Annotated in this window: 13 protein-coding genes, 1 pseudogene and 1 riboswitch; of the genes and pseudogenes, 8 read left to right on the top strand and 6 right to left on the bottom strand. The window is 70.1% G+C overall.

The genetic code is table 11. The annotated features are described in order from the left end of the window. Positions 1-62: 62 nt before the first annotated feature. The 3 genes from N8I87_RS18320 (at position 63) to otsB (ending at position 2,554) form a co-directional block, all read left to right on the top strand. Positions 63-1,331 carry an extracellular solute-binding protein gene (locus N8I87_RS18320; RefSeq protein WP_491743937.1) on the top strand — a complete coding sequence of 423 codons (1,269 nt, stop codon included), beginning with the start codon at positions 63-65 and terminating at the stop codon, positions 1,329-1,331. A gap of 50 nt (positions 1,332-1,381) precedes the next feature. Continuing rightward, positions 1,382-1,615, top strand: coding sequence for a DUF3263 domain-containing protein (locus tag N8I87_RS18315; protein WP_263210146.1), 234 nt, complete (start codon positions 1,382-1,384; stop codon positions 1,613-1,615). A 72-nt stretch (positions 1,616-1,687) separates the two neighbouring features. Further along, positions 1,688-2,554 (top strand): trehalose-phosphatase, encoded by an 867-nt coding sequence (otsB, locus tag N8I87_RS18310; RefSeq protein WP_263210144.1) that lies wholly within the window; start codon positions 1,688-1,690, stop codon positions 2,552-2,554. Here otsB and N8I87_RS18305 read toward each other — a convergent pair. Beyond that, a complete protein-coding gene (locus tag N8I87_RS18305; RefSeq protein WP_263210142.1) occupies positions 2,542-3,978 on the bottom strand; it encodes an alpha,alpha-trehalose-phosphate synthase (UDP-forming) in 1,437 nt (478 codons plus the stop codon). The genes otsB and N8I87_RS18305 overlap by 13 nt on opposite strands. A gap of 83 nt (positions 3,979-4,061) precedes the next feature. After that, positions 4,062-5,006 carry a glucosyl-3-phosphoglycerate synthase gene (locus tag N8I87_RS18300; protein WP_263210141.1) on the bottom strand — a complete coding sequence of 315 codons (945 nt, stop codon included), beginning with the start codon at positions 5,004-5,006 and terminating at the stop codon, positions 4,062-4,064. 130 nt (positions 5,007-5,136) lie between these two features. Further along, a riboswitch (SAM riboswitch) is annotated at positions 5,137-5,288 on the top strand. A gap of 17 nt (positions 5,289-5,305) precedes the next feature. Between N8I87_RS18300 and thrC the strand changes: the two genes are divergently transcribed. From thrC to groL, 4 genes are all read left to right on the top strand, one after another. Continuing rightward, the gene (gene thrC, locus N8I87_RS18295) at positions 5,306-6,589 is read left to right on the top strand and encodes a threonine synthase (protein ID WP_263210139.1); all 1,284 of its coding nucleotides are present in this window, start codon (positions 5,306-5,308) and stop codon (positions 6,587-6,589) included. Between the two features lie 175 nt (positions 6,590-6,764). Beyond that, entirely contained in the window at positions 6,765-7,040 is a 276-nt protein-coding gene (locus tag N8I87_RS18290; protein ID WP_263210138.1) for a MoaD/ThiS family protein, read from the top strand. A gap of 431 nt (positions 7,041-7,471) precedes the next feature. Continuing rightward, entirely contained in the window at positions 7,472-7,678 is a 207-nt protein-coding gene (locus N8I87_RS18285; protein ID WP_019057200.1) for a cold-shock protein, read from the top strand. A gap of 389 nt (positions 7,679-8,067) precedes the next feature. Then, the gene (groL, locus tag N8I87_RS18280) at positions 8,068-9,690 is read left to right on the top strand and encodes a chaperonin GroEL (RefSeq protein WP_263210135.1); all 1,623 of its coding nucleotides are present in this window, start codon (positions 8,068-8,070) and stop codon (positions 9,688-9,690) included. A gap of 88 nt (positions 9,691-9,778) precedes the next feature. On the opposite strand, the gene N8I87_RS18275 is transcribed toward groL, so the two are convergent. Together N8I87_RS18275 and N8I87_RS18270 are read right to left on the bottom strand one after the other, a co-directional pair. Then, positions 9,779-10,489: a class I SAM-dependent methyltransferase gene (locus N8I87_RS18275; RefSeq protein ID WP_263210133.1), complete on the bottom strand. Its 711-nt coding sequence runs from the start codon at positions 10,487-10,489 to the stop codon at positions 9,779-9,781. Between the two features lie 85 nt (positions 10,490-10,574). Then, positions 10,575-10,799, bottom strand: a pseudogene (locus N8I87_RS18270) (Uma2 family endonuclease); the annotation flags it as partial. 512 nt (positions 10,800-11,311) lie between these two features. On the opposite strand from N8I87_RS18270, the gene N8I87_RS18260 reads away from it, so the two are divergent. After that, positions 11,312-12,439, top strand: coding sequence for an NADH:flavin oxidoreductase (locus N8I87_RS18260; protein ID WP_263210131.1), 1,128 nt, complete (start codon positions 11,312-11,314; stop codon positions 12,437-12,439). A 40-nt stretch (positions 12,440-12,479) separates the two neighbouring features. Here N8I87_RS18260 and N8I87_RS18255 read toward each other — a convergent pair whose 3' ends face one another. Continuing rightward, positions 12,480-13,049, bottom strand: coding sequence for a hypothetical protein (locus N8I87_RS18255; protein ID WP_263210130.1), 570 nt, complete (start codon positions 13,047-13,049; stop codon positions 12,480-12,482). 105 nt (positions 13,050-13,154) lie between these two features. Next, positions 13,155-14,579, bottom strand: coding sequence for a PTS transporter subunit EIIC (locus tag N8I87_RS18250; RefSeq protein ID WP_263210128.1), 1,425 nt, complete (start codon positions 14,577-14,579; stop codon positions 13,155-13,157). Between the last annotated feature and the right edge of the window lie 11 nt (positions 14,580-14,590).

Raw genomic sequence — 14,590 nt, 5'->3', positions numbered from 1 at the left:
TAGGTTTAGACCTCATGGTCCACATGGTGAAACGACAAGACGACAGAGTTGGGGCAGTAGTAGTGCGGCGGCGTAGGGCAGGAATGATCGCGGTGGTGTCCGCAATGGGCATGACGGCGGTTCTCGGTGGCTGTGGGAGCACGGGTTCCTCGGACGTGACCCTCAGACTGGTCGCGGCCGACTACGGCGACTCCGCCGCCAACAGCTCCACGAAGTACTGGGACAAGCTGGTCAAGGAGTACGAGGGCCGACACCCCGGGGTGAAGGTCGAGGTCAGCGTCTACTCCTGGAACGACGTCGACCGCAAGGTCAAGGAGATGGTCGACGCCGGAAAGGCGCCCGACATGGCCCAGATCGGCGCGTACGCCGACTACGCGGCCGCGGGCAAGCTGTACCAGGTCTCCGACCTGCTCTCCATACCCGTCCAGGCGTCCTTCCTCCCCCAGCTCTCCGAGGCCGGGCAGTGGAGCCACGTCCAGTACGGCATCCCGTTCGCCGCCTCCACCCGCGTGCTCTTCTACAACAAGACCCTCTTCGCCAAGGCCGGCATCTCCGCGCCCACCGACTGGAGCGAGCTCGCGGCCGACGCGAAGGCGCTGAAGGCCGAGGGGGTCAAGTACCCGTACGCGCTGCCCCTCGGGCCCGAGGAGGCGCAGGCCGAGACCATGCAGTGGCTGTTGAGCGGCGGCTCCGGCATCACCGACGACGTCGGCACCTACAGCTTCGACTCCGCCGAGAACGTGGAGACCTTCACCTGGCTCAAGGACCAGCTCGTCGGCAAGGGGCTGACCGGGCCGGTCGCGCCGGGCAAGCTCAACCGGGCCGACGCCTTCGCGGCGTTCGCGGACGGTCAGGTCGGCATGCTCAACGGGCATCCCACGCTGATGAAGCAGGCCGCCGCCAAGGGCGTGAAGTTCGGCACGGTGCCGATGCCGGGGCGGACCGGACAGTCCCGGTCCTCGATGGGCGTGGCCGACTGGATGATGGCCTTCAAACAGAACGGCCACGCCGAGCAGGTCGGCGACTTCCTCGACTTCGTCTACAGCGAGAAGAACGTCCTCGGCTTCTCCCGCGAGTACGGCCTGCTGCCGGTCACCGGCGCCGCGTCGGACGCCATGTCCCAGTCCACCAAGGACGCGAACCTCCACCCCTTCCTCAACCAGCTCCCCACGTCGGCGCTCTACCCGGTCGGCAAGACCTCCTGGGCGGGAGTGAGCGCCGACATCAAAAAGACGATCGGCCAGGCCGTCACCCCCGCAGGCAGCCCGGTGACGATCCTGAACCGCCTCCAGACGACAGCGACGACGGCGGACAGCCGCGACGTGGGGTGAGGCCTCGGCGGGTGGGGCCGCCGTCAGTGGGCCGGGCTACCGTTCCTCGTATGGAGCCGGACGAGCTGGGGGTGCGAGAGCGGGGGATCCTCGCGTTGGAGCGGCGGGGGTTCGTGGGGCCCGGGGCCAAGGAGCGGGCGATACGCGAGGAGCTGGGGCTCGCGCCCGTGCGCTACTACCAGCTGCTGAACGCCCTGCTGGACGACGAGCGGGCGCTGGCGCACGACCCCGTGACGGTGAACCGGCTGCGGCGCGTGCGGGAGGCGCGGCGCTCCGAGCGGTGAACACCGTGGCGCTTCCCTGTGCGCCCCCCTGAGCCATGGGTGCGCCCGCCCTCCCGTGGATAGGGTCGCGGTATGGGCATCCATACGACGGACTCCACCAACCCGATGGACCCGCTGCCGACCCCCGTGACCCAGGCCGGACGGGAAGGGCTCGACGCGCTGCTCGCACGGCCGCGCACCGCGCTCATCGGGCTCGACTTCGACGGCACGCTCGCCCCGATCGTCGCCGACCCCGAACAGGCCCGGGCCCACCCCGATGCCGTACCCGCACTCTCCGAGATCGCCCCCAAGGTGGCCTCCGTCGCCGTGATCACCGGCCGCCCGGCCGGGGTCGCCGTGCGGCACGGCGGCTTCGCGGGCGTACCCGGCCTGGAACACCTCGTCGTCCTCGGCCACTACGGCGCCGAACGCTGGGAGGCCGTGAGCGGGACCGTCAGCGCACCGCCCCCGCACCCCGGCGTCGCCGCCGTCCGTGCCGAACTGCCCGGGTTCCTGGACCGGATCGGCGCCTGGCGCGGAACCTGGATCGAGGAGAAAGGGCGAGCCGTCGCCGTCCACACCCGCCGAGCCGACGATCCGCAGGCCGCCTTCGACGCCCTCCGTGAACCCCTCTCCGACCTCGCCACCCGCCACGGCCTGATCGTCGAGCCCGGCCGGCTGGTCCTCGAACTGCGCCCGCCCGGCATGGACAAGGGCGTCGCCCTCCTGGAATACGTCCGCGACATCGGCGCCGAGACCGTGGTGTACGCCGGCGACGACCTCGGCGACCTCCCCGCCTACGCCGCGGTCGACAAGCTCCGCTCAGACGGCGTCCCCGGCCTGCTGGTGTGCAGCGGCAGCTCGGAGGTGACGGAGCTGGCCGAACGGGCGGACCTGGTGGTGGACGGCCCACAAGGGGTCGTACGACTGCTGCGGACGCTCGCCGCTCAGCTGGACTGACCGGCGTCCAGCGCGTGCAGCTGGTCCAGGAACCACTGGGCAGGGGGCAACGCGGTAGCCGCGGCAGCGAGCCGCTTCGTACGCTCCGCCCGTTCCTCCGGGGGCATGGTCAGCGCCTGGTGCAGGGCGCCGGCCGTGCCCACGATGTCGTACGGGTTCACGGCGATCGCGTCCTCGCCCAGCTCCTCGTACGCCCCGGCCTCCCGCGAGAGCACCAGCACGCACCCCGCGTCGGAGACGACCGGGATCTCCTTGGCGACCAGGTTCATACCGTCCCGGATGGGGTTCACCAGCGCCACGTCCGCCAGCCGGTACGCCGCCAGGGAGCGCGCGAAGTCGTCCTTGACGTGCATCTCGACCGGGGTCCAACCCGGCGTCCCGTACCGGGAGTTGATCTCCTCCGCGAGGCGCCGCACCTCCGCCGTGTAGTCCCGGTACACGGCCAGGTCCTGCCGGGAGGGGTAGGCGAAGGCCACGTGCACGACCCGCTCGCGCCACTCGGGGTGGTCGTCCAGCAGCTGCCGGTACGCCAGCAGCCCGCGCACGATGTTCTTCGACAGCTCGGTGCGGTCCACCCGGACGATCGTCCTGCGGCCCTCGCCGATCTCCGCCCGCAGCGCCGTCATCCGTTCGGCCACGTCCGCCTCGTGCGCCCGCTTGCGCAGGAAGTCCGCGTCCGCGCCGAGCCCGTGCACACCGATGCGCGTGCCGGACGGGATGCCGGGGCCGAGCACCGCATGACAGCAGTCGGTGAACGCGTCCGCCCAGCGCCGGGTGAGGAAGGCCGCGTGGTCGGCGCCGAGGATGCCGCCGAGCAGCTCGGCCGCGATGTCGTCGGGCAGGAGCCGGAAGTAGTCCGGCGGGGCCCACGGGGTGTGCGAGAAATGGCCGATCCGCAGATCGGGGCGGAGCTGCCGGAGCATCCGGGGGGCCAGGGCGAGGTGGTAGTCCTGGATCAGCACCGCGGCGCCCTCGGCGGCCTCCTCCGCCAGCGCCTCGGCGAACGCCCGGTTGTAGGCCTCGTACGACGCCCACTGGCGCCGGAACTCCGCGTCGAACACCGGCTCCAGCGGGGTCTGGTAGAGCATGTGGTGGACGAACCAGAGCACGGAGTTGGCGACGCCGTTGTACGCGTCGGAGAACACCGTCGCGTCGATGTCCAGCATGCGCACCTGCTGGCCGCCGGTCGCGTCCACGGACAGCCGCCGGCCGCCGTGCGAGCGGCGCACCGCCTCCCGGTCGGCGTCGCTCAGCGCGGCGCACACCCACACCGCGTCCGTGTGCGGCCCGATGGCCGACAGCCCCGAGACCAGCCCGCCACCGCCCCGCTTGGCATGCAGCGCACCCCCCTCGCGCACCTCGTACGAAACCGGGCCGCGATTGGACGCGACCAGCACTTCAGCAGCACCGTGCGTGGAAGCCATACGCCTCAACCTAGCCCGGCCCGGAAACGCTCAAACGTACGTTCCACCCTGCGAGGGGGCCGTATACAGCCGTTCTCCAGCGATCAGGCCACTCTGCGCGAGGCATACTCCGCGATCTCCGCCATCGGTGGCCGCTCCTCCGTGTCCACCGAGTAGGTGCGCGGCTCGAAGCCGTCCTCGCCCCGCTCGAACTGGGTGAGGGAAGGACGGATGAGGTGGCCCCGGGCCAGCCGCAGCTGCGCCGTCCGGTAGATCGCCGCCGCCATCCGGCCCAGCGCCTGCCCGTCCTGGTGCCGGTGCTTGCGCACACCCACGTCGACCTGCGCGAGCGCGTCCAGGCCCACCAGGTGCAGGGCGTCGACCAGCATGCCCAGCTCCACGCCGTAGCCGACGGGGAACGGGAGCTGTTCCAGCAGGGAGCGGCGGGCCGCGTACTCGCCGCCGAGCGGCTGCACGAAGCCGGCCAGCTGCGGCCAGTGCATGTTCAGCAGCGGGCGCGCCATCAGCTCGGTGACCCGGCCGCCCTGGCCCGTCGCCCCGCCCAGCGGGCGGTCGTACATGGCCTTGACCAGGTCGACGTCCGGGTCGGTCAGCAGCGGGCCGACGATCCCGGTGACGAAGTCGGAGGAGAACTCCCTCAGGTCGGCGTCGATGAAGCAGACGATGTCCCCGCCCGTGACCAGCAGGGAACGCCACAGCACCTCCCCCTTGCCGGGAACGGCCGGAATACGCGGCAGGATGTCGTCGCGGTGGACGACCCTGGCGCCCGCGGCGGCGGCCACCGCGGAGGTACGGTCGGTGGATCCCGAGTCGACGACCACGATCTCGTCGACGAGCGGGACCTGCTGCATGAGGTCGTGACGGATCACGGCGACGATGTCACCGACCGTCTCCTCCTCGTTGAGCGCGGGCAGCACCACGGACACCGACTGACCCGTCCGCTGCTTGGCGGCGAGGATCTTGTGGAGGGGGCGATCGGTCATGGACCAGGAGCGGGTGGCCAGCCAGCGCTCGACTTCTTCCAGCACAGTCAGCGGCTCCTCACTGTTGTCTCGCGGTTCGGACGACTATCTCAACTGTCCTGGCCTTCGGTTACAGTCTTGAACAACGCCGATGACCATCGCATGTCGAGGGTCGTGGGCGTTTACAACCACATACAGCTCATCCAGAGGGGCAGAGGGACACGGCCCGATGAAGCCCCGGCAACCCTCCAGTCGGCTCTCGTAGATCACTGATCGCTCGCGAGGCTCCCGGCTAGGGAAGGTGCCAAATCCGTCTCACGGCGAGATGCGTCGTGAGGAAGATGAGGAGAAAGGGCCTCGCCTCCATGGCTGTGCAGACAGTTGCAAGCACCAGCAATCCCACCGTAGACCTCGGCCCGGCCGCCGCTCTGAGCTGTCGCGAGTGCGGTCACCGGGTACCGCTCGGACCGGTGTTCGCCTGCGAGGAGTGTTTCGGCCCGCTCGAGATCGCGTACGACTTCTCGGCGTACGAAACCGAGGAACTCCGCAGGCGCATCGAGGCGGGCCCCGCGAACATCTGGCGCTACGCGCCGCTGCTGCCCGTCCCCGCGGACGTGGCCGACAAGCCGAACCTGAACCCCGGCTGGACCAAGCTCGTCAAGGCCGACAACCTGGCGCGCGAGCTCGGTGTGACCGGCGGCCTGTATGTGAAGGACGACTCCGGCAACCCGACGCACTCCTTCAAGGACCGCGTTGTCGCCCAGGCCCTGGAGGCCGCCCGCGCCTTCGGCTTCACCACCCTGTCCTGCTCCTCCACGGGCAACCTCGCCGGTGCCGTCGGCGCCGCGGCCGCCCGCGCCGGCCTCCGCTCCTGCGTGTTCATCCCGCACGACCTGGAGCAGGGCAAGGTCGTCATGGCCGCGATCTACGGTGGCAACCTTGTCGGCATCGAGGGCAACTACGACGACGTGAACCGCTTCTGCTCCGAGCTGATCGGCGACCCGGCCGGCGAGGGCTGGGGCTTCGTCAACGTCAACCTGCGGCCGTACTACGCGGAGGGCTCCAAGACCCTGGCGTACGAGATCTGCGAGCAACTCGGCTGGCGGCTGCCCGACCAGATCGTGGTCCCCATCGCCTCCGGCTCCCAGCTCACCAAGGTCGACAAGGGTCTGCAGGAGCTGATCAAGCTCGGGCTGGTCGAGGACCGGCCCTACAAGATCTTCGGCGCCCAGGCCGAGGGCTGCTCCCCGGTGTCCGTGGCCTTCAAGGGCGGGCACGACGTGGTCCGCCCGCAGAAGCCGAACACCATCGCCAAGTCCCTGGCCATCGGCAACCCGGCCGACGGGCCGTACGTCCTCGACATCGCGCGCCGCACCGGCGGCGCGGTGGAGGATGTGACGGACGAGCAGGTCGTGGACGCCATCAAGCTGCTGGCGCGGACCGAGGGCATCTTCGCCGAGACGGCGGGCGGTGTGACGGTGGGCGTGACACAGAAGCTCATCAAGGACGGCGTCCTCGACCCGTCCAAGACCACGGTCGTCCTCAACACGGGTGACGGCCTCAAGACGTTGGACGCGGTGGCCGGTACGGGGCTCACCGCGACCATTCGTCCCAACCTTGAGTCGTTCCGAGAGGCTGGCCTCGCTTGACCTCCTCCCCGGAGTCCCGAGGAGTCCAGCGGTCGCCCGCTGGGGTTCCTGCTTCACGGCCGACTGCCCCCGGGACGAACCCGAGCCGAGGTCTTACGTCAGCTCCACAGGCCGAAACCGCCGGCCCGGCGGTCGACACGCAACGTAGTCATATCGTCACCGGAGGTCGAATCGTATGAGCGTGACCGTTCGCATCCCCACCATCCTGCGCACCTACACGGGCGGCCAGGCCGAGGTCCAGGCCGAGGGTGCGACCCTCGCCGAGGTCATCGAGAGCCTGGAGAAGAACCACACCGGGATCGCCGCCCGCGTCCTGGACGACCAGGGCAAGCTGCGCCGCTTCGTCAATGTGTACGTCAACGACGACGACGTCCGCTTCGAGCAGGGCCTGGACACGGCGACCCCCGACGGCTCGGGTGTCTCCATCATTCCGGCCGTCGCCGGCGGCTGATTATTACCGTGGGTAACTGCAGTTACCGATTGTTCATCTGATTGCCCCCTCCGTGAGAGAAGCGGAGGGGGCAATTCAGCGTGGTTGAGCACGGTACAGTTGGGGAACTCGCTCCCGATCTCCGGGTCGGAAGCCCCGGATTCATGCCGTAGGCCCGACAAGAAGTAGCCAAAGTATGCGGGCCTTCTGAGGCTTTTACACCTTTTGCGGGGCCCGACTTGCCCTGTATTCAGGCGAATTCTCGCCACATTCCGGACCGGTCGCGTCCAGAATTCTCGTCCGATTGACCTGTTGCAGACGGCAGTTGGACAGATACATTCAGCCGCGGTCGACGCGTTCCGGCGCACGCCCCCAAGCCAATGGGGGGTGAGGTCTGACCCGGATCCGCGAGGTGTGGATCTGTGCAAGGGCCAGTAATAGGGGAGTTAGGCATGGCTCAGGGCACCGTCAAGTGGTTCAACGCGGAGAAGGGGTACGGCTTCATCGCGGTCGACGGTGGTGCGGATGTTTTCGTCCACTACAGCGCGATCCAGATGGACGGCTACCGCACCCTGGAAGAGGGACAGCGGGTCGACTTCGAGATCTCGCAGGGCCAGAAGGGCCCGCAGGCGGACATGGTCCGGCTGGCGACCAGCTGAAGCACGCGTCGACTGACACCGACGTTCTGTTCATCTTCGAAGGGCCCGTACCTCCCGGGGGACGGGCCCTTCGGTCTGCCCGGACCGCCCGCGTTGCCCAGCCGTCGTGACGCCGCCGCCCACCTGCGTATCCCCCCGAGCCGCTTGCGCCCGCCCGTCGCCCGACCACCACCCTTCAAGGAGCCCGCTTCGCGGGCGCTTCTTGCACTCGGACGGGGCGAGTGCTAATCATTGGCGTTAGCACTCTGAAGGTGAGAGTGACAAAGATGGACCGGGTCGGTGAGGCCGCGGAGCGGGTGGGGCAAGGAACCACCGGCCCGTGAGCCGTCCGTCGCGGGCGCGGGCGCGGTCCGAAGGAATCACCCCCAGTCCTGGAGGGACCACTTCACATGGCCAAGATCATCGCGTTCGACGAGGAGGCGCGGCGCGGCCTCGAGCGCGGCATGAACCAGCTCGCGGACGCCGTGAAGGTGACGCTCGGCCCCAAGGGCCGCAACGTCGTCCTCGAGAAGAAGTGGGGCGCCCCCACGATCACCAACGATGGTGTCTCCATCGCCAAGGAGATCGAGCTCGAGGACCCGTACGAGAAGATCGGCGCCGAGCTGGTCAAGGAAGTCGCCAAGAAGACGGACGACGTCGCCGGTGACGGTACGACCACCGCGACCGTGCTCGCCCAGGCCCTGGTCAAGGAAGGCCTGCGCAACGTCGCCGCCGGTGCCAACCCGATGGCCCTCAAGCGCGGTATCGAGAAGGCCGTCGAGGCCGTCTCCGCCGCCCTGCTCGAGCAGGCCAAGGACGTCGAGACCAAGGAGCAGATCGCCTCCACGGCCTCCATCTCCGCCGCCGACACCCAGATCGGCGAGCTCATCGCCGAGGCGATGGACAAGGTCGGCAAGGAAGGCGTCATCACCGTCGAGGAGTCCCAGACCTTCGGTCTGGAGCTGGAGCTCACCGAGGGTATGCGCTTCGACAAGGGCTACATCTCGGCGTACTTCGCCACCGACATGGAGCGGATGGAGGCGTCGCTCGACGACCCGTACATCCTCATCGCCAACTCCAAGATCGGCTCCGTCAAGGACCTGCTCCCGCTCCTGGAGAAGGTCATGCAGTCGGGTAAGCCGCTGCTGATCATCGCCGAGGACGTCGAGGGCGAGGCCCTGTCGACCCTGGTCGTCAACAAGATCCGCGGCACCTTCAAGTCCGTCGCCGTCAAGGCCCCGGGCTTCGGTGACCGCCGCAAGGCCATGCTCGGCGACATCGCCATCCTCACGGGCGGCGAGGTCATCTCCGAGGAGGTCGGCCTCAAGCTGGAGAACGCGACCCTGGACCTCCTGGGCCGCGCCCGCAAGGTCGTCATCACCAAGGACGAGACCACCATCGTCGACGGTGCCGGCTCCTCCGACCAGGTCAACGGCCGGGTCAACCAGATCCGCGCCGAGATCGAGAGCAGCGACTCCGACTACGACCGCGAGAAGCTGCAGGAACGCCTGGCGAAGCTCGCCGGCGGTGTCGCGGTCATCAAGGCCGGTGCCGCCACCGAGGTGGAGCTCAAGGAGCGCAAGCACCGCATCGAGGACGCCGTCCGCAACGCCAAGGCGGCCGTCGAGGAGGGCATCGTCGCCGGTGGTGGCGTGGCGCTCATCCAGGCGTCCTCCGTCTTCGAGAAGCTGGACCTGCAGGGTGACGAGGCGACCGGCGCCCAGGCCGTGAAGCTCGCGCTCGAGGCTCCGCTGAAGCAGATCGCCGTCAACGCCGGCCTCGAGGGCGGTGTCGTGGTGGAGAAGGTGCGCAACCTGACCCCGGGCCACGGCCTGAACGCCGCGACCGGCGAGTACGTCGACCTGGTCAAGGAAGGCATCATCGACCCGGCGAAGGTGACCCGTTCCGCGCTGCAGAACGCCGCCTCCATCGCCGCGCTGTTCCTGACCACCGAGGCCGTCATCGCCGACAAGCCGGAGAAGGCCGCCGCGGCCGCTCCGGGCGGCATGCCGGGCGGTGACATGGACTTCTGATCGACCGGTTCCGGTTGATCGAGCGTCCTGCTTGATCCGAGGGCGGCACTCCCTGTGCGGGGGTGCCGCCCTCGGGCGTTTTCAGGGCTCAGCCGACGCGGGTCTCCGTCAGGGGAACGCCGCTGCTTGCCTGAGAGTAGTGGGAACCCACCGCGGGCTGACCCGTGTAGTTCGGCCCGGCGGAGGGATCGGCACCCGCGTAGTGGAACGGCAGTCGGATGTCGCGGGCGCCATCGAGGGTGAGGCGGTGGTGCCGGGAGCTGTAGCGGAATCCGGCGGCGCGGAGGGTGGAGAGGGCGGCCCGCCCGGCAGGTGAGCCGTCGGCCCAGCGGATGGAGTCGGGGTCGAAGTGGGCGATGAACAGTCCGTCGGGGGTGAGCCAGGAGGCGGCCCGGCAGACAAGCCCCAGCTGATCGCCGATGTAGTGGAGACCGTGTACGCAGGTGATGAGGTCGTACGTCCGTGAGGGCGCCCAAGAGGAGATGGAGGCAATGATCTCCTCCAGGACGGGCGGCGTCGGCGTCCCGGGCACGAGCGGCCCCACGAGGTCTACGGCGGTGAGCACAGCGTCGCTCGACAGGGCACCGGCCGCTTCCCGCAGGGCCCGGCCCTCACCACTGCACAGGTCCAGCCAGGAGGGAGCGGGACGACCGGCCAGCCGGGTAAGGGGATCGAAGCCCAACTCGCGGGCGTAGCTGTTGACTCCGGTGAGCCCGCGTTGCCGGTTCATGGAGTTGTTGGCTACGACGGAGGACCGCTCCAGCTCGTCGCTCGCGGAGATCAGTGGGGGTTTCGGCATACGGTCAGTCTGCGTACTCCTTGAGCTCCTCGGTCTCCAGGGTGATGCTCACCGGCGGTGGGAGCTCGACGGTGGCGCCCCAGAGGTCCGGTAACGGCTTGACCTCTAGCTTTCCGTCGATGAGTTCGAGCTTGACGGCCTCGGGAGCCTTACGGGCCAGCTCCTCGAAGTCCTCGGCCGAGATTCGATCGCCCTTGACGTACAGCCGCCCGTTGATGAGTTCGAGCTGCACATTCTTCGGTGCCCTGCGGGCAAGCTCCTCGAAGTCCTCGACGGACATCTGCGGGCGCTGGGCGGTGCTGGGGGTCATGGCGTCGCCTCCTCCCCTCCATCCTGCCCCGGGGTGGTGTCGTCGGACCGTAGGAGCGGTCATGCGGGTGTCCTCTCTCGTCGCTTCAGGGACATCGCAGCCCGGATCTCACCCGCGCGGGCGTGGGCAGAGGGGGCGGGCAGGGGCGTACGGGGACGCGCGGGAGCGCGTTCGCCTCGGCACCCGCCGCACACGCCCCCCCCGGCAGCGCTTCCGGCCGTCCCGGCACCCCGCACTCGGCGCACTCCAGCACCCGGCGGGGCAGGCGCGGGGCGGGTGGTGGTTCCGGCGGGAGTTTGTCGGTCAACCGGCGGCGGAGCAGGGCCGCCGGACGAGGTGCTACGGGAGCGGGTGCGGCGACTGAACCGGGGCGGTGTGAGCGGCGTCACGTAGAGCTTTCCTCAGGGTCGGAATGTGGGGCAGCGCATAGGCAGTTACTTAAGGAGCTGCAACAATGCATGCTCACGTACCGGCCGGTCGGCATCCGACCCCACTCACGAGGAGCCCCCCACGTGACCGTCACCACGCCCCCCGCCTCCCGCGCGGCCCAGATCCTGTCCCGTCCGATCGCGCTCAACGGCCTCACCGTTCCCAACCGGATCGTGATGGCGCCGATGACCCGGATGTTCTCCCCGGGAGGCATCCCGGGTGAGGACGTGCGCTCGTACTACGCGCGCCGAGCCGCCGCCGGTGTCGGACTGATCGTCACCGAGGGCACGTACGTGGGCCACGAGTCGGCGGGCCAGAGCGACCGCGTCCCCCGGTTCCACGGGGAGGAGCAGCTCGCGGGCTGGGCGAAGGTCGCCGAGGACGTGCACGCGGCGGGCGGCACCATAGTCCCGCAGCTGTGGCACATCGGCATGGTCCGCAACGACGGCGACGCCCCCTTCCCGGACGCTCCCGCGATGGGCCCCTCCGGCCTCGTCACCGAGGGCGCCGAGCCCACCGGCAAGGCCATGACCCAGCAGGACCTGGATGACGTCATCGGCGCGTTCGCCGAGGCCGCGGCCGCCGCCGAGCGCATCGGCTTCGACGGCGTGGAACTGCACGGCGCCCACGGCTACCTCCTGGACCAGTTCCTGTGGGCGGGCACCAACCGCCGTACCGACGCCTACGGCGGCGACCCGGTGGCCCGCACCAAGTTCGCGGCGGAGATCGTCGCCGCGGTCCGCGAGGCCGTCTCCCCCGACTTCCCGGTCCTCTTCCGCTTCTCGCAGTGGAAGCAGCAGGACTACGGCGCCCGCCTCGCCGAGACCCCCGAGGAACTGGAGGCGATCCTCACCCCGCTGGCCGCCGCCGGCGTCGACGTCTTCCATGCCTCCACCCGCCGCTACTGGCTGCCCGAGTTCGACGGCTCCGACCTGAACCTCGCGGGCTGGACGAAGAAGCTCACCGGCAAGCAGGTCATCAGCGTCGGCTCGGTCGGCCTCGACGGCGACTTCATCAAGGCCTTCATGGGCGAGGGCTCCCCGGTCAAGGGCATCGACGACCTGCTCGACCGGCTGGAGCGCGACGAGTTCGACCTGGTCGCCATCGGCCGTGCGCTGCTCCAGGACCCCCAGTGGGCTGCGAAGGTCCTCTCCGGCCGCTTCGACGAGCTGGCGCCGTACGACGCGGCGGCGCTGAAGACGCTGAGCTGATCCCAGGCCCGGGGCCGGGGAAACGCCCTGGCCCCGGGCCCTAGAGGTTGCCCATCGGCTCGATGTCGACCTGCACGGGTGTGCCCCAGATCCGCAGCACCTCGTAGTCCGTGAACTCGTGGACGAGCCGGTAGGCCATGGCGGGCCGGGAGCCGTGCCGCTGGGCGGCGAGATACTGCTCGGCCTCGCGCCGGTCCCGTCGCGGCGTACCGCACAACTGCCACTCCCGCCCGTTCCACAGCTCCGGCAGCCAGCGCTGCTGGGGCTGGGGGCGGTCGGAGCGGACGCCGTAGCGGGAGGGGGCCGGGGCTGCGGGGTCGGACTGCGGGCGGCTGCCGTGCAGCTCGGAGCGGCGCGCGGCCCGTCGCCGTGTCTCGCACAGCAGACACAGGTCCGGCGCGCTCTCGTCGACGGGCCCGTTCGGATGCTCGGGACAACGTGTGGTGACTGCGCCCGTGGTGACGCTCTCGTCCAGCAGGTCCAGGGCCCTGCGCAGATCGGCCTTCACCTCGTGCAGCCGCGCGTCCGGGGTGTCGGTGGTGAGCGCTTCCCCGTGCTCGCCGACCAGCCGCAGGGCCCGGCCCAGGGCGGTCAGTTGGGCGTGGTTCATGAGCGCTCCCGTCTTCCGGCGGCGCGGCGGTACGCCTTCGAGTACGCCTTTGAGTACGCCCTCAGTATGGGTCCGCCAATGGATCAGCAGGGATTCGCCCTCGGATCAGCAGGGATCCGTCATATGTGCGGCCGGGACGTCACGTGGCTCGCCCGCATCTCCGCCGCCGGGCCCGACCACCGCATACGTCGCCAGGAAGCCGACGACGTAACCGGTCAGCAGGCCTCCGCCGTAGATCGCCGCCGTCAGGGCCGGGCTCCTGTTGCCCGCCAGCAACGGGAACAGGGCCCAGCCCGACGGGCCGATCGCCGTCGCCCCCACCTTGTCCCCGAGCATCGCGAAGAACCCGACGAACGCCCCGCCCGCCGCCCCGCCCGCACAGGCCGTCAGAAACGGCCGGCCGAGCGGCAGGGACACCCCGTAGATGAGCGGTTCGCCCACGCCCAGCAGCCCGGCCGGGAGCGCCGACCTGATCGTCGTACGGATGGAGGCGTCGTGGCGCAGACGGACGTACACCGCCATCGCCGCACCCACCTGACCCGCGCCCGCCATGGCCAGCAGGGGCAGCAGGACCGTGTAGCCCTGCTGCTGGATGAGAGTGGTGTGAATGGGGATCAGGGCCTGGTGCAGGCCCAGCATCACCAGCGGCAGGAACAGTCCGCCCAGGACCAGCCCGGCGAACGCGCCCGTCGTCGCCAGCAGCCGGTCCGCCGCCGTGCCGATGGCCGCCGAGACCACCCCGGCCGCGTACATGAGGCCGTACAGCGTCGCCAGACCCGACACCAGGACCGTCACCGTCGGGGTCAGCAGGACGTCCAGCGCGCCCGGCACCCGGCCCCGGCACCACCGCTCCACATACGTCCCCAGCAGCGCCGCCGCCAGCGCGCCCAGCACCCCGCCCTGCCCGGGTGCCAGATGCACGCCGAACACCGTCACCTTGGCGACGCCCGGATAGACGGTCACCGCAGCAACCGCCCCGCCCAGCACCGGTGTGCCGCCGAACTCCTTCGCCGTGGTGTACCCGACGAACACCGCGATCAGCGCCATGAAGGCGGAGGCGATCGCGGCCAGGGCGGGGGTCAGGCCCGGCAGCCAACCGGCGTTGACCAGCAGCCCGTTGAGGCCGGCCAGGATGCCGCAGCCGATCAGCGCGGGGATCAACGGGACGAACACATTGGCGATGCGGCGCAGGGCGGTCTTGACCGGGGTCGCGTTGCGCCGGCGCTGCGCCGCCCGCAACTCGGCCCCCTTCAGCGCGAGCCCGGCGGCGGTGGTCGGCGCCACCAGTGCCTCCACCTCGGCCGTGACCTCCGCCACCACCCCCGGCCCCAGCACCACCTGGTACGAGCCCCCGTCCACGACCACCCCGAGCACCCCGGGCACCGCCCGCAGGGCTTCCCCGTCGACGGCCGACGGGTCGGCGAGGCCGAGCCGCAGCCGGGTCATGCAGTGGGCGACGGAGGTGACGTTCGCGGGGCCGCCCACCAGGGGCAGGATCGCGGCGGCGGCGGAGGCGGGGTCGTTGCGCACCCACCGAGCGT

It is taken from the genome of Streptomyces sp. HUAS 15-9, assembly GCF_025642155.1.
Taxonomy (GTDB): Bacteria; Actinomycetota; Actinomycetes; order Streptomycetales; family Streptomycetaceae; genus Streptomyces.
The sequence above is the reverse complement of the archived record's forward strand: the minus strand, read 5'-3'. Positions and strand labels throughout refer to the sequence as shown.

Coding starts and splice junctions, on each gene's coding strand:
- groL (WP_263210135.1), top strand. CDS start 8,068: ATGGCCAAGATCATCGCGTTCGACGAGGAGGCGCGGCGCGGCCTCGAG.
- N8I87_RS18285 (WP_019057200.1), top strand. CDS start 7,472: ATGGCTCAGGGCACCGTCAAGTGGTTCAACGCGGAGAAGGGGTACGGC.
- N8I87_RS18290 (WP_263210138.1), top strand. CDS start 6,765: ATGAGCGTGACCGTTCGCATCCCCACCATCCTGCGCACCTACACGGGC.
- N8I87_RS18315 (WP_263210146.1), top strand. CDS start 1,382: ATGGAGCCGGACGAGCTGGGGGTGCGAGAGCGGGGGATCCTCGCGTTG.
- N8I87_RS18305 (WP_263210142.1), bottom strand. CDS start 3,978: ATGGCTTCCACGCACGGTGCTGCTGAAGTGCTGGTCGCGTCCAATCGC.
- otsB (WP_263210144.1), top strand. CDS start 1,688: ATGGGCATCCATACGACGGACTCCACCAACCCGATGGACCCGCTGCCG.
- thrC (WP_263210139.1), top strand. CDS start 5,306: ATGGCTGTGCAGACAGTTGCAAGCACCAGCAATCCCACCGTAGACCTC.
- N8I87_RS18275 (WP_263210133.1), bottom strand. CDS start 10,489: ATGCCGAAACCCCCACTGATCTCCGCGAGCGACGAGCTGGAGCGGTCC.
- N8I87_RS18255 (WP_263210130.1), bottom strand. CDS start 13,049: ATGAACCACGCCCAACTGACCGCCCTGGGCCGGGCCCTGCGGCTGGTC.